Origin of the sequence: Achromobacter sp. EB05 (assembly GCF_044232075.1) — a bacterium.
GTDB classification, from domain to species: Bacteria; Pseudomonadota; Gammaproteobacteria; order Burkholderiales; family Burkholderiaceae_B; genus Achromobacter; species Achromobacter dolens.
Window position 1 is genome coordinate 1,040,628 of sequence record NZ_CP155917.1, and the last position, 13,593, is coordinate 1,054,220.

Consider the following 13,593-nt stretch of genomic DNA (forward strand, 5'->3'; position numbering starts at 1 on the left):
ACGGAACGCCGCCGCGCCCGGGTCACAGCGCCACGAACACCACGCCGTCCTCGATCCTGACCGGGTAGGTCGCCAGGTTGTCGCGTAGCGGCGAACAGAGCGCGCGGCCGTCGCGCACGTCGAAGCGGCCCTGGTGCAGCGGGCACTCGATCTCGTGGCCCGTCAGGAAGCCGTCGCACAGGCGCGCATTGCCGTGCGTACAGAGGTTGTCGGTGGCGTAGACGTTGCCTTCCACGCCGTACAGCGCGATCTCGCGGCCGCCCGCCTGCACGGCGATCACGTCTTCGTCCGGCACGTCGGCCAGCGCGATGGCCTTGATCCAGTTCGTACTCATGTCTTGGTGTCCTGGTCAGATGGGGTAGATCAGCGAATTCGGGATCAGCTCGCTGTCGAAGATGCACAGGCGCGACTCGAACTTCAGCCCGTCGGGCGTCCGCCGGATCACGTCCAGGTAGCGGCCGACGTTGTAGACCGTGGTCAGTTGGTTCGGCTTGGTGCGGAACACCGCGTAGTTGGCTTCCGATTCGATGCGGTCGCCCCGCACCGACAGCACGCGGGGGGCGCCGACCACGTGACGCTGGTAGTAGGGGTCGTGGAAGATGGTGTCGGTGGCGCCGTAGATGCGGTCCTTGAGCATGGCGCGGCTCTCGAACGACATGGTCGCCAGCGGATAGCCGCGTTCGTGGTTCTCGCGCGGCAGCACCTTGTAGACGCAGTCCTCCAGGAAGAAGTCGGGCCATTGCTCCCACTGTTCGGCGTCGAGCGCGGCGGCGTAGTCGGCGTACAGCCGGGTCAACTGGTAGTAGAGGGGGAAGTCCAGCATGTTCACGCCTCCGCTTCCATCACGCGGCGCCAGTAGGCGTACATGCCGCGGATCAGGGTTTCGGTCACCATGTGGTCGGTGTTCTCGGCGGTCTTGCCGCCCAATTCGGCCACGCTGCGGTGCCAGGGCTTCTGCGCGAAGCCGGATTGCGAGAACTCGATCACTTCGCCATCGTCCGCCGAGACGAAGCCGGCCGGGCCGAACAGGTTGGCCTGGCGCAGGCGGCGCTGTGTCATCTCGGGGGTGTCGTCGGCGAAGCCGAAGTGGGTCCAGACGAAGTCGAAGGCGTCGTGGCCGACCGGCTGGATGTGGCGCGTGGACAGCGAGTTGACCTGCTGCTGGATGATGACGCTGGGGAACAGCGTCATCAGCACGGCGGTGGGGCCGTTCCACCAGGGTTCCGGCACGATGTCCAGGAAGCGGTCGTCGTTCAGCGTCATCTGTTCCTTGAAGCTGGACACGCCGCTGGTGACGCTGCCCTTGCCGCCCTGGCCGCGGGTCGAGATCATGGCTGCGTGGCGGAAGTGGCGGTCCATCTTCAGTTCGGAGCGGTTGTCGGCGCGCCACAGGCCGAAGGTGACGAACCAGGTGTGCAGCAGGCCGGGGTGGTAAGGGTCCTTGATGTTCTCCTGCATCAGCTTCCAGTTGCCCGGGATGCGCTGGCGGCTGTAGCCGTGGATGACCAGTTGGCGGCCGTCGAAGACGCGGTCGAAGTAGTGCAGGATATCCGGGCCCAGGTAGTCCTCCAGCGGCTCGACGTCGTGATCGAACGAGGCGAACACCACGCCGTTGCGGCAGGCCACGGCCAGCTTGGTCAGGCCGTGATCTTCCGGCTTGAAATCGGGCGGCATGCCGCCATTGACGCGGCCGTCCTGCTTGACGCCGCGGCGGAACGGCACGCCGATCAGGTTGCCCTGCAGGTCGTAGTTCCACTGGTGGTAGGGGCAGACGAACTCGCTGCGGTTGCCGGAACGTTCGCGGCAGAACTGCACGCCGCGATGGGCGCAGACGTTCTCCACCACGCGCACCTGACCGTCGTTGTCGCGCAGCAGGATGACGGAGCGCTCGCCCACGGCGGTGCGCTTGAAGTCGCCGGGATTGGGGATTTCCGCTTCCAGGCCGACGTAGCTCCAGTGGCCGCGATAGAAAAATCGCTCCAGCTCGCGCTGGTGCAGGGCGGCGTCGGTGTAGACGCCGAAGGGAATGCGGTGGCTGCCGTTGCCCTGCCAGGGGGGCATGAACGACAGCGGCTGTTCGCGGGCGGCGCTGGCGGGGCAGGCAGAGTTGGCGGCGGCGCCGGCGATCGTGTCCGGCGCGGTATCCAGGGGCGCGTTCATCGGCGGCCTCCGGCGAGGCGGCCGCGCCTACAGGGCGTGACGGGGGGATGGCGCATGGTTGTCTCCTTCATCCATCGGGGCCGGCGCGACTTGGGCGCAGGCGTTTGTTGCATCATCGGCCAGGGTGTGAAATAAATAAATAGAATCTGGATGATGACAACAATCACCAAAATAAATATTGGTGGAGACAAGCATGAACCTGCAAGACATGGACCTGAACCTGCTGGTCGTGTTCAACGAGCTGTGCAAGCACGGCCGGGTGTCGGCGGTGGCGCAGAACCTGGGCATTTCGCAGCCGGGGGTCAGCAACGCGCTGGGGCGGTTGCGCAAACTGCTGGGCGACGAGCTGTTTCTGCGCACCTCGCGCGGCATGGTGCCCACGCCCTATGCCGAGGCGCTGGCGCAGCCGATCGCCGATGCGCTGGCGGCGCTGCACGGCACGCTCAACGCGCGCGCCAGCTTCGATCCGGCGCGCAGCGAGCGCGCCTTCGTCATCGGCGTCAACGACGTCGGCGAGACCTACTTCCTGCCGCGCCTGATGCGGGCGCTGGACGACGCCGCGCCCGGCGTCACCATCCGCACCGTGCGCACTACCTCGATCGACGTGAAGGACGAGATGGAGCGCGGCCGCATCGACCTGGCGATGGGCTTTTTGCCGGGCCTGAAACACGGTTTCTTCCAGCGCCGGCTGTTCCGCCAGCCCTACGTGTGCATCTTCCGCGAGGACCATCCGCTGGCGCGCACCGGCGTGTCGGCGCGGCAGTTCCGCGCCGCCGAGCATGTCGCCATCGTCTCCGAAGGCACCGGCCACGGGGTGGTGGACCAGGTGATCGAGCAGGCCGGCATCCGCCGGCGCCTGCGGCTGACGGTGCCGCACTTCATGGCGGTGGGGCCGGTGCTGCAGGCCACCGACATGATCGCGGTGGTGCCGCGGCGCTTCGCCGATTGCGCCTGCAAGCCGTTCGGCCTGGCCACCGCGCCCTGTCCGGTGAAGATCCCGGAGTCCGTCATCAATGTGTTCTGGCACGCCCGCAACCATCGCGAGCCGGCCAACCAGTGGCTGCGGCAGGTGGTGGTGGAGCAGTTCGCGGATTAGGGGGGCGCGTACTCACCGCCCGGCGCGCCGGGGTTCAGGTTTCGCGCAGCGTGACCGTGAACCAGCCGCGCAGGGCGTTGGACAGCCGGATTTCGTCAGCGGCGTGCAGGTCGGCCAGGGTCAGCACGCGTTCGCTGACGTTGCCGGTGTCCAGCAGTTCGGCGCGCTGCACGCCGGGCAGGCAGCCGCTGTCGACCGGCGGCGTGTACCAGTCGCCATCCAGGCGCAGGTAGACGTTGCTGCGGCTGCCTTCGCACAGCTCGCCGCGTTCGTTCAGGTAGACCAGGTCGAAGATGTGCGGATGGGCCGGCAGCCACTCGATGGTCTTGGTGTACCAGGGCCGATAGGTGGTCTTGTAGCGCAGCAGCGGTTCGGACGAGCGCAGCGCTTCGGGCGCCAGCATGATTTCCTGCACCGCCGGCAACGGTGGCAGCATGGCGGTCTGGATGTGGCGGCTGCCGTCGCGCGCCACCAACAGGCGCAGGCGGTGCGCGCCGGGGGTGTTCAGGCTGAGCGAAGCGATCATGATGTCGCTTTGCACCGCGTTGCCGCCCCAGGTGTAGCCCAGCGCCTTGCAGGAATGCTCCAGGCGATGCAGGTGGCGCGCCAGCAGCGGCACGCGGCGCTCGGCGTCGACCAGGATGGTCTCGATCAGTTCAGGTTGCATGCGGGCTCCTGGTAAACGGCGGGCGAAGGAGGGCGGGGCCGGGATCTATCCTACCCCGCGGACGCGGATTGCGCACTCAGGCGCGCAGGATGCGGGCCTTCCAGTGGCATTCCTGCCATTCCTCGGCCGGATCGGAGTCGTGCACGATGCCGCCGCCGACGCTGTAGACGCCATGGCCGGCCGCGTCCAGCACCAGCGTGCGGATCGCCACGTTGAGCGAGAAGTCGCCGTCCGGCGCCAGCCAGCCGATGCTGCCGCAATACAGGCCGCGCGGCGCGGCCTCCATTTGCCGGATGCGGCGCATGGCGGCGACCTTGGGCGCGCCGGTGATGGAGCCGCACGGGAACAGCGCGCGCAGCACGTCCTCGAGCGTGGCGTGCGGCGCCTGCGCCGACACGGTCGAGGTCATGGTCCAGACCGTGGGATAGCGTTCCAGCGAGAACAGCGCCTCGACCTTGACCGAGCCGGGCTCGGCCAGCCGGCCCAGGTCGTTGCGCAGCAGGTCGACGATCATCAGGTTCTCGGCGCGGTTCTTGTCGCTGGCCAGCAGCGCCCGGCCCAGCCGCTGGTCCTCGGCCGGATCGGGGTGGCGCGGCGCGGTGCCCTTCATCGGCCGGGTGGTCAGTCGCGCGCCGCGGCGGGTCACGAACAGCTCTGGCGAGAACGACAGCACCGTGCGCGCGCCGTCCTCGATATAGGCGCCGTGCGCCACCGGATTGCGCGCGGCGATGCGGCGATACAGCGTGGCCGCGTCGCCCTGGTATTGCACGTCGAGCGGCTGGGTGTAGTTGACCTGGTACAGCTCGCCGGCGCCGATCAGCGCGCGGATGGCCTCGATCTGGCGCGTGTAGCCGGCCTCGGTCATGCGCGGCGCGGGAATGCTGAGGGCGGCCGGGGGGCTGTCGGCCGCCGGCGGGTCCCACGGCGTTTCGTCGATCTGGCGCTCGAACACCAATGCCGTCAGGCGCGCCCGGCCGTCATCATGCGGCGGCGTCCAGGGACCGGCGGGCGCGGGCCGGGTGGCTTCGGGCAGCAGCCATTCTCCCAGCTCGTAGTCCAGCAGCAGCGCGACCCAATGTCCGCGCCGGCGTGCCGCGTCGATGGCGGCCAGCGCGGGGCCGACCTCGGCCGCCGCGCGCGCCTCGATGCGGGCCAGGAAGCCGTCCAGCCGCAGCGCGCGGCCGGCCAGCCGGTCTTCAAAACGACAATGCATGACTCTCTTTACTGTTGCGCCAGGAACTCCGTCAGCACCCGGCCCGTGTGGGAGTGGTCGCGCAAGGTCATGACGTGTTCCGGCGACCCCTGCGCCACCAGCTTGCCGCCGCCGGTGCCGCCCTCGGGGCCCAGGTCCAGCAGCCAGTCGGCCTCGGCGATGACGTCGAGATTATGCTCGATCACCACCACCGTATTGCCGGCTTCCACCAGGCGGTGCAGCACGTGGATCAGCTTTTCCACGTCGGCCATCGACAGGCCCACGGTCGGCTCGTCCAGCACGTACAGCGTGTGCGGGATGCGCGAGGCGCGGCCGGTCTTGATCAGGCCGTCGGTCAGGCGGGCCTTGGACAGCTCGGTCACCAGCTTGATGCGCTGCGCCTCGCCGCCAGATAGCGTGGGCGACGGCTGCCCCAGCGTCAGGTAGCCCAGGCCGACGTCCTGCATCAGCTGCAGCGGGCGATGGATCTTGGGATGGGCGGCGAAGTACTCGATGGCGTCATCGACTTCCATGGCCAGCAGTTCGCCGGCGTTCTTGCCGCGCATCTGCACGCTCAGCGTGTCGCTGTTGAAGCGCGCGCCGTTGCAGGCGTCGCACGGCACCTTCACGTCGGGCAGGAAGTTCATTTCGATGGTGCGCATGCCCTGGCCTTCGCAGATCGGGCAGCGGCCGTCGCCGGTATTGAACGAGAAGCGCGCCGAGGTCCAGCCGCGCATGCGCGCTTCGCGCGTGTCGGCGAACTGCTTGCGCACGTCGTCCCAGAAACCGACGTAGGTGGCCGGGCACGAGCGCGGCGTCTTGCCGATCGGGGTCTGGTCGACTTCCAGCACGCGGTCGATCGCTTCCCAGCCCTTGATGCTTTCGCAGCCGGCCCAGCCGGGCGCCTTGCCCTGCGAGACGGCCTGCATCAGGTTGTCCAGCAGCACTTCGCGCGCCAGGGTCGATTTGCCGGAGCCGGACACGCCGGTGACCACGCTCAGGCGGCCGACCGGGATCTTGGCGTCGACGCTGCGCAGGTTGTGCAGGCGGGCGCCCTTGATCTCGATCATGGGAGTGTCGGCTTCGACCGGGCGGCGGCCCTGCAGCGGGTGCTGCAAGGGCTTGGCCAGGTAGCGGCCGGTGACGGATTCGGGCGCGTCGATCAGGTCCTGCGCGCTGCCCTGCGCCACCACGCGGCCGCCGCGGATGCCGGCGCCGGGGCCGATGTCGATGATGTGCGAGGCGCGGCGGATGGTGTCGTCGTCATGCTCGACCACCACCAGCGTGTTGCCGTTGCCTTCCAGGCGCGCCAGCGCGTCCAGCAGGATGCGGTTGTCGCGCGGGTGCAGGCCGATGGTGGGCTCGTCCAGCACGTAGCAGACGCCCTGCAGGTTCGAACCCAACTGCGCCGCCAGCCGGATGCGCTGCGCCTCGCCGCCCGACAGGGTGGGCGCGGCGCGGTCCAGCGCCAGGTAGTTCAGGCCGACTTCCTGCATGAAGTTCAGGCGCCCGCGGATCTCGGTGAGGATGTCGCGGGCGATCTCGCCTTCGCGGCCGCGCGCCACCAGTCCGGTGAAGAAGGTGTGCGCGTCCGACACCGGCAGCGAGGCCAGCTCGGCGATCGACTTGTCACGCCAGCGCACGGCGCGCGCGACCCGGTTCAGGCGCTGGCCGTCGCACTGCGTGCAGACCGTGGCCTCGCCTTCGTACCAGGCGTTCCAGGCGGTTTCCTCGCCGGTCTGTTCTTCGTCGAAGCCCTGCAGTTGCAGGCCGGTGCCGAAGCAGCCGGTGCACCAGCCATGCTTGGAGTTGTACGAGAACAGGCGCGGGTCGGGCTCGGGGAAGCTGGTGCCGCACGAGGGGCAGGCGCGCTTGACCGAGAAATGCTGCTGCTGCAGTTCGCTGTTCAGCGCCTCGTGCAGCTTGTCCACCGGCCACACCACCGACATCACGCCCTGGCCGTTTTCCAGCGCGCTCTTGACCGCGGCGCGCAGGTCGGCCTCGTTGGCCGGGTCGACCACCACGTCGGCCACCGGCAGTTCGATGGTGTGTTCCTTGTAGCGGTCCAGGCGCGGCCACGGCGCCACCGGGATGAATTCGCCGTCGACCCGCAGGTGCGTGTGGCCCTTGGAGCCGGCCCACTTGGCCAGGTCGGTGTAGTAGCCCTTGCGCGCGGTGACCAGCGGCGCCAGCAGGCCGATGTGCTCGCCCTTGCGCTCGCGCAGCAGGCGCGCCACGATCTGGTCGGTGTTCTGCGGCTCCACCGCGACGTTGCAGTCCGGGCAGTACTGCGTGCCCAGCTTCACGTACAGCAGCCGCAGGAAATGGTGGATCTCGGTCATCGTGGCCACGGTCGACTTGCGGCCGCCGCGGCTGGTGCGCTGTTCGATGGCCACGGTCGGCGGGATGCCGAAGATGGCGTCCACATCCGGCTTGCCGGCCGGCTGCACGATGGCGCGGGCGTAGGCGTTGAGCGATTCGAGATAGCGGCGCTGGCCTTCGTTGAACAGGATGTCGAAAGCCAGGGTCGATTTGCCCGAACCGGACACGCCGGTGATCACGGTGAACTTGTCGCGCGGGATCTCGACGCTGACGTTCTTAAGGTTGTGTTCGCGCGCATTGCGGATCTCGATCGCCATGTTGTCCTGGCGGCGCTTGCGCATGACGGATTGCAGCGGCGTGCCTTCGCCGGCGCCATAGGCGGCGGTCGGCTCGGCGATGCGGGCCGTCAAGCCGGCCTGCTCGGCTTCCTGCGCGTCGATGTCGCTGCTGACCACCACGTCGGCCGGCAGGATGCTGACTTCGTAGTCGCGCAGCGCCGCGCCGGTGTGCGAGGCGGGGTTGGCCATCAGGTCCTGCGGCGTGCCGACGCCGATCACCAGGCCGCCGGCGTCGCCGCCTTCGGGGCCCAGGTCGATCAGCCAGTCGGCCGCGCGGATCACGTCCAGGTTGTGCTCGATGACCAGCAGCGTGTGGCCCGCGGCCAGCAGCTTGCGGAAGGCGCGCATCAGGCGCGCGACGTCATCGAAGTGCAGGCCGGTGGTGGGTTCGTCGAACAGGAACAGGCTGCCCTTCTTGGCGACCTTGGCGGTGGAGATGCCGCTGCGCGCGGCTTCGGCCAGGTGGCCGGCCAGCTTCAGGCGCTGCGCCTCGCCGCCCGACAGCGTCGGCACCGGCTGGCCCAGCCGCACGTATTCCAGGCCGACGTCGGCCAGCGGCGCCAGACCCGTCTGCACGTCGCGCAGGCCCTTGAAGAACTCCAGCGCCTCGCTCACGGTCATTTCCAGCACCTCGTCGATCGAGGCGCTCTTGCCCAGGTGCTCGACGCGCACTTCCAGCACTTCCGGGCGGAAGCGCTTGCCGTCGCAATCGGGGCAGCGCAGGTAGACGTCGGACAGGAACTGCATCTCGACGTGCTCGAAGCCGGTGCCGCCGCAGGTCGGGCAGCGACCGTCGCCGCCGTTGAAGCTGAAGGTGCCGGCGGTGTAGGCGCGTTCCCGCGCCAGCGGCGCCTGCGCGAACAGCTTGCGGATCGCGTCGAACGCGCCCACATAGCTGGCCGGGTTGGAACGCGCGGTCTTGCCGATGGGGGTCTGGTCGACCATGACGACGTCGGCGATCTGCTCGGCGCCCAGCAGGCGCTCGAAGGCGCCCGGCGCTTCCGACGGCTTGCCCTTCTGCTTGAGCAGGGCGGGGAACAGCACGTCCTGCACCAGCGTCGACTTGCCCGAGCCGGACACGCCGGTGACGCACACCAGGCGGCCCAGCGGCAGCTCGACCGAGACGTTCTTGAGGTTGTGGGCGCTGACGCCTTCGAGCAGCAGGCGCGGCGTGTTGGCCGCCACCGGCATGGGGCGCGGCGCTTCGACGCGCTGGCGTCCGCCGAGATAGTCGCCGGTCAGCGTGCGGGCCGCGCGCAGCTGCGCCGGCGTGCCGTCGAACACGATCTGGCCGCCGCGTTCGCCGGGGCCGGGGCCGATGTCGATGATGCGGTCGGCGGCCACCATGACCTGCGGGTCGTGCTCCACCACCACCAGCGTATTGCCGGCGTTGCGCAGCCGGTGCATGACCTCGACCACGCGGTGCATGTCGCGCGGGTGCAGGCCGATGGACGGCTCGTCCAGCACGAACAGCGTGTTCACCAGCGAGGTGCCGAGCGCCGTGGTCAGATTGATGCGCTGCACTTCGCCGCCGGACAGCGTGCGGCTCTGGCGGTCCAGCGTCAGGTAGCCCAGGCCGACGTCGCACAGGAACTTCAGGCGCGCGCGCACCTCGGTCATGAGCAGGTCGGTGGCGGCGTCCAGCGCGCCTTCGAACGACAGCTGGTCGAAGAACGCGCGAACCCGTTCGATCGGCAGCAGCATGACGTCATGGATCGACAGGCCGTCCAGGTTGTCGAGCTGCGCGCGGCTCCAGTTGGCGCCGACCGGCATGAAGCGCTTGTAGCGGCCGTCTTCCGGCGGCAGCACGCTGTCGGCCTCGGCCTTGGTGCCCAGGCGCCACAGCAGCGCATCGGGCTTGAGGCGCGCGCCGTTGCAGGTGGGGCAGGGCGTGTAGCTGCGGTACTTGGACAGCAGCACGCGCACGTGCATCTTGTACGACTTGGTCTCGAGCCAATCGAAGAAACGCTGCACGCCGTACCACTGGTGCTTCCAGGCGTCATTGCCGCCCTTCCAGTCGGGCGTGCCGTACAGCACCCAGCGCTTGTGCTCCTCGCTCATGCTCTTCCACGGCACGCCCAGCGGGATGCCGGCGCGCGGCGCGTACTTCTGCAGATCGTCCTGGCATTCCTTGTACGAGGGCGTGGTCCAGGGCTTGATGGCGCCTTCCAGCAGGGTCTTGTTCTCGTCCGGGATGACCAGGCCGAAGTCGATGCCGATCACGCGGCCGAAGCCGCGGCAGGCCTCGCAGGCGCCCAGCGGCGAGTTGAACGAGAAGCTGCTGGGCAGCGGGTCGGTGTATTCGATGTTGCAGTCGGCGCAGTGCAGGCGGTCGCTGTACTTCCAGATGTGCGCGTCCGCGCCCTCGGCGTCCATGACGTACACGGCCAGGTGGCCGGCGCCCATGCGCAATGCCGTATCCAGTGCTTCCATGACGCGTTCGCGTTCGGTGCCGGCGAAGCGGAAGCGATCCTGGATCACGTGCAGGATGCGGCGTTCCTCGGTGGCGGCCTTGGCCTTGCCCTTTTCCTTCTTGGCGCCCTTGGCCGGCGCGGTGGCGTTCGGCACGGCGGTTTCCTCGGCGTGCACGCGGGTGTAGCCCTGCTGCTCGAGGAAGCCGCGCACTTCGTCTTCGGTGAAGTTGGCCGGCACGGCGATGGGGAAAGTCACCACCAGGCGCGGATCGCCGGCCGCGGCCGAGCGCTCGGCCAGCGAGCGGTAGATCGATTCCGGCGTGTCACGCTGCACCACCTTGCCACAGCCACGGCAGTGCAGGCGCGCGCCGCGCGCGAACAGCAGCTTGATATGGTCATTGAGCTCGGTCATCGTGCCGACCGTGCTGCGCGAACTGCGCACCGGATTGGTCTGGTCGATGGCGATGGCCGGCAGGATGCCCTCGATGCGGTCCACCTGCGGCTTGTCCATGCGGTCCAGGAACTGGCGCGCGTAGGGCGAGAAGGTTTCCACGTAGCGGCGCTGGCCCTCGGCGTAGAGGGTGTCGAAGGCCAGCGAACTCTTGCCGGACCCCGACACGCCGGTCACGACCACCAGTTCGCCGGTGGCGATGGTCAGGTCCAGGTTCTTGAGATTGTTCTGGCGGGCGCCAACGATGCGGATTTGGGAGCTCATGGACGGTATCGTAGCCTGAGGGAGGGGGCGGCCCCGGACGACGGCCAATGGCTGGTTCCGGGCGCGGCGATGTGGAATAATTGCCTATATCGTGAGGCATGTGTCCACAATGTGGTCAAACATGCGCGACGAAGCTGTACAAATAAACAGTATCGCAGATTCGTCTGAAATTAGCGCGGTTTGCCGAGTGCTTTCCGCCGGCGCGTTGTTAACGCAGCGCATCTACCCGAGGTGGGGGCGGTTGTGTCGGAATCCAAGGTGGCGGGCGCGGCCGCGTTCGCGAAGTTCATGACGGTGTTGCAGGCGGTGGCCGACGCGCCCCGGCCGCCCACGGCGGCGGCGCTGGCGCGCAGCAGCGGCTATCCGCGGCCGACCGTCTACCGCATCGTGGCGGCGCTGGCCGAGCAGGGCATGGTGGCCGAAGCCGACGGCGCCTATCGCCTCGGACCGCGCCTCCTGGCCCTGGCCAGCCGCGCCTGGTCGCAGTTCGACCTGCGCGCCGCGCTGGCGGCCGACCTGCAGGCGCTGCGCGACGCCACCGGCGAGACCGTGCACCTGGCGGTGCCGGCCGGCGCCGAAATGATCTATATCGACAAGCTTGAAAGCCCCGGCCCGGTGCGCATGGCCTCGCGCGTGGGCGCGGCGGTGGCGCTGCATTCGAGCGCGGTCGGCAAGGCCTACCTGGCCGCGCTGGACGAGCCGGCGCGCGAACACCTGCTGCGCGACCTGCCGCTGGAATCGCGCATGCCCGGCACCGTGGCGAGCCTGCCCGCGCTGCGCGCGGCGCTGGCCGAGACGGCGGTGCGCGGCTACGCGCTGGACAACGAGGAAAACGAGCCCGGCATCGTCTGCTACGGCGTGGCGCTGCGCGATGCCGGCGGCCAGCCGGTCGCATGCGTCAGCGTCAGCACGCTGATGTTCCGGCGCAGCGACGATCCGCAATCGGCCTATATCGAACCCCTGCTGCGGCTGCGCGATGCGGCCGCCGCCAAACTCGCCGTGCTGCCATCCGGCGGCGCCTGAACGATCCATCCCGAAAGGAATGCCATGACCGCTGCTCCCCGTGCCTCGAAACTCGACGCCTTGCTCGCCGCCCGGGTCGTGCCCGTGCTGCGCTACCAGGATGCCGCCACCGCGGCCTACGCCGCCGAGGTGGCCGTGGCCGCCGGCTGCACCACGCTGGAACTGACCTGGACCATTCCGGGCGTGACCGACCTGGTGCGCGCGCTGCGCGACAAGCACGGCCCCGCGCTGCTGCTGGGCGTGGGCACGGTGCTGGATGAAACCCAGGCGCGCGAGGCCCTGGTGGCCGGCGCCGACTTCCTGGTGTCGCCGGCACTGGCCACCGAAATCGTCGACCTGGCGCATGCCGCCGACGCCCTCTGCCTGCTGGGCGCCTTCACGCCCACCGAGGTGCTGGCCGCGCGCCGCGCTGGCGTCGATGTGGTCAAGGTGTTCCCGGCCGACACCGGCGGCCCCAAGCATCTGGCGGCGCTGAAATCGGTGTATCCGGACACGGTGTTCTGCCCCACCGGCGGCGTCACCGCCGAGAACATGGCCGCGTATTTCGCCGCCGGCGCGGGCCTGGTCGGCATCGGCAGCAACCTCTATGACAAGGCCGCCTTCGCCGCGCGCGACACGGCCGCCCTGGTGGCGCAGATCACCCGCACCCGTGAGGCCGCCCATGGCTGATTTCGATATCGTCGCGCTAGGCGAACCGCTGGTCGAACTGAACCAGACCAGCCAGGACCAGCGCCAATACCTGCAAGGCTTTGGCGGCGACACCTCCAACGCCGTCATCGCCGCCGCCCGCCAGGGCGCGCGCTGCGCCTACCTGACGCGCGTCGGCGATGACGCCTTCGGCGCGCAGTTCCTGGCCTTGTGGCGCGACGAGGGCGTGGACACCTCGGGCGTCGAGGTCGATGCCGCTGCGCACACCGGCCTGTACTTCGTGCAGCACGGCCCCGACGGCCACGCCTTCAGTTACCTGCGCCGCGGCTCGGCCGCCAGCCTGATGACGCCCGCCAGCCTCGACGGCGGCTTGATCGAACGCGCCCGCTTCCTGCACGTCTCCGGCATCAGCCTGGCGATCAGCACCAGCGCCTGCGACACGGTCTTCGCCGCCATCGCCCGCGCCCGCGCGGCCGGCGTGCAGGTCAGCCTGGACTCGAACCTGCGGCTGCGCCTGTGGCCGCTGGACCGCGCCCGCGCCGTGCTGCGCGAAGCGCTGTGCCACGCCGACCTGTTCCTGCCGAGCATGGACGACATGCAGCACCTGACCGGCAACGACGACCCCGAACGCACGCTCGACTGGATCCGCGACGCCGGCGCCACCGGCGTGGTGGTGCTGAAGCTGGGCAAGGACGGCTCCATCATCGACGACGGCAAGACCCGCACGCCGGTCGCGGCCCTGCGCGTGGACGCGGTCGACGCCACCGGCGCCGGCGACTGCTTCGCCGGCAGCCTGCTGGCGCGCCGCTGCCAGGGCGACGATTGGGCCGACGCGGTGCGCTATGCCAACGTGGCGGCGGCGCTGTCGACGCTGGGCTATGGCGCGGTCGACCCGTTGCCCCGCGCCGAGCAGGTGCTGGCGAAGCTGCGGGGTTGAGGCCTTGGGCTGAAGGGGGTGCCAACGATTGGGGCCGGCACCCACCGCCGGCGCCATGGGCGACCCGTCGACAATGACCTG

General features: G+C 69.3%; 10 protein-coding genes. 4 read left to right on the plus strand and 6 right to left on the minus strand.

The window, feature by feature from the left end; genetic code table 11:
* Positions 1-22: 22 nt before the first annotated feature.
* Genes AAID08_RS04785 through AAID08_RS04795 form a run of 3 tightly spaced genes read right to left on the minus strand, consistent with a single transcriptional unit; the run spans position 23 to position 2,061 of the window.
* Positions 23-334: a non-heme iron oxygenase ferredoxin subunit gene (locus AAID08_RS04785; protein ID WP_020925024.1), complete on the minus strand. Its 312-nt coding sequence runs from the start codon at positions 332-334 to the stop codon at positions 23-25.
* Positions 335-349: 15 nt separating this feature from the next.
* Complete coding sequence (locus tag AAID08_RS04790; protein WP_395757406.1) at positions 350-823, minus strand: aromatic-ring-hydroxylating dioxygenase subunit beta; 474 nt, start codon at positions 821-823, stop codon at positions 350-352.
* A gap of 2 nt (positions 824-825) precedes the next feature.
* Positions 826-2,061, minus strand: coding sequence for an aromatic ring-hydroxylating dioxygenase subunit alpha (locus AAID08_RS04795; protein WP_144657235.1), 1,236 nt, complete (start codon positions 2,059-2,061; stop codon positions 826-828).
* Positions 2,062-2,353: 292 nt separating this feature from the next.
* Between AAID08_RS04795 and AAID08_RS04800 the strand changes: the two genes are divergently transcribed.
* Positions 2,354-3,256: a LysR family transcriptional regulator gene (locus AAID08_RS04800; RefSeq protein ID WP_006388935.1), complete on the plus strand. Its 903-nt coding sequence runs from the start codon at positions 2,354-2,356 to the stop codon at positions 3,254-3,256.
* A gap of 34 nt (positions 3,257-3,290) precedes the next feature.
* On the opposite strand, the gene AAID08_RS04805 is transcribed toward AAID08_RS04800, so the two are convergent.
* From AAID08_RS04805 to uvrA, 3 genes are all read right to left on the minus strand, one after another.
* Entirely contained in the window at positions 3,291-3,923 is a 633-nt protein-coding gene (locus tag AAID08_RS04805) for an aminotransferase class IV family protein (RefSeq protein WP_049071583.1), read from the minus strand.
* Positions 3,924-3,999: 76 nt separating this feature from the next.
* Positions 4,000-5,136 (minus strand): aminodeoxychorismate synthase component I, encoded by a 1,137-nt coding sequence (locus AAID08_RS04810; RefSeq protein WP_395757407.1) that lies wholly within the window; start codon positions 5,134-5,136, stop codon positions 4,000-4,002.
* An 8-nt stretch (positions 5,137-5,144) separates the two neighbouring features.
* Positions 5,145-10,904, minus strand: coding sequence for an excinuclease ABC subunit UvrA (uvrA, locus tag AAID08_RS04815; RefSeq protein ID WP_395757408.1), 5,760 nt, complete (start codon positions 10,902-10,904; stop codon positions 5,145-5,147).
* A 243-nt stretch (positions 10,905-11,147) separates the two neighbouring features.
* On the opposite strand from uvrA, the gene AAID08_RS04820 reads away from it, so the two are divergent.
* Genes AAID08_RS04820 through AAID08_RS04830 form a run of 3 tightly spaced genes read left to right on the plus strand, consistent with a single transcriptional unit; the run spans position 11,148 to position 13,512 of the window.
* On the plus strand, positions 11,148-11,927 hold the full coding sequence (locus tag AAID08_RS04820) for an IclR family transcriptional regulator (protein ID WP_395757409.1): 780 nt from the start codon (positions 11,148-11,150) through the stop codon (positions 11,925-11,927).
* A gap of 24 nt (positions 11,928-11,951) precedes the next feature.
* On the plus strand, positions 11,952-12,596 hold the full coding sequence (locus tag AAID08_RS04825; RefSeq protein WP_049071587.1) for a bifunctional 4-hydroxy-2-oxoglutarate aldolase/2-dehydro-3-deoxy-phosphogluconate aldolase: 645 nt from the start codon (positions 11,952-11,954) through the stop codon (positions 12,594-12,596).
* A complete protein-coding gene (locus AAID08_RS04830; RefSeq protein ID WP_054416486.1) occupies positions 12,589-13,512 on the plus strand; it encodes a sugar kinase in 924 nt (307 codons plus the stop codon). The genes AAID08_RS04825 and AAID08_RS04830 overlap by 8 nt, the downstream gene beginning before the upstream one ends.
* Positions 13,513-13,593: the final 81 nt, after the last annotated feature.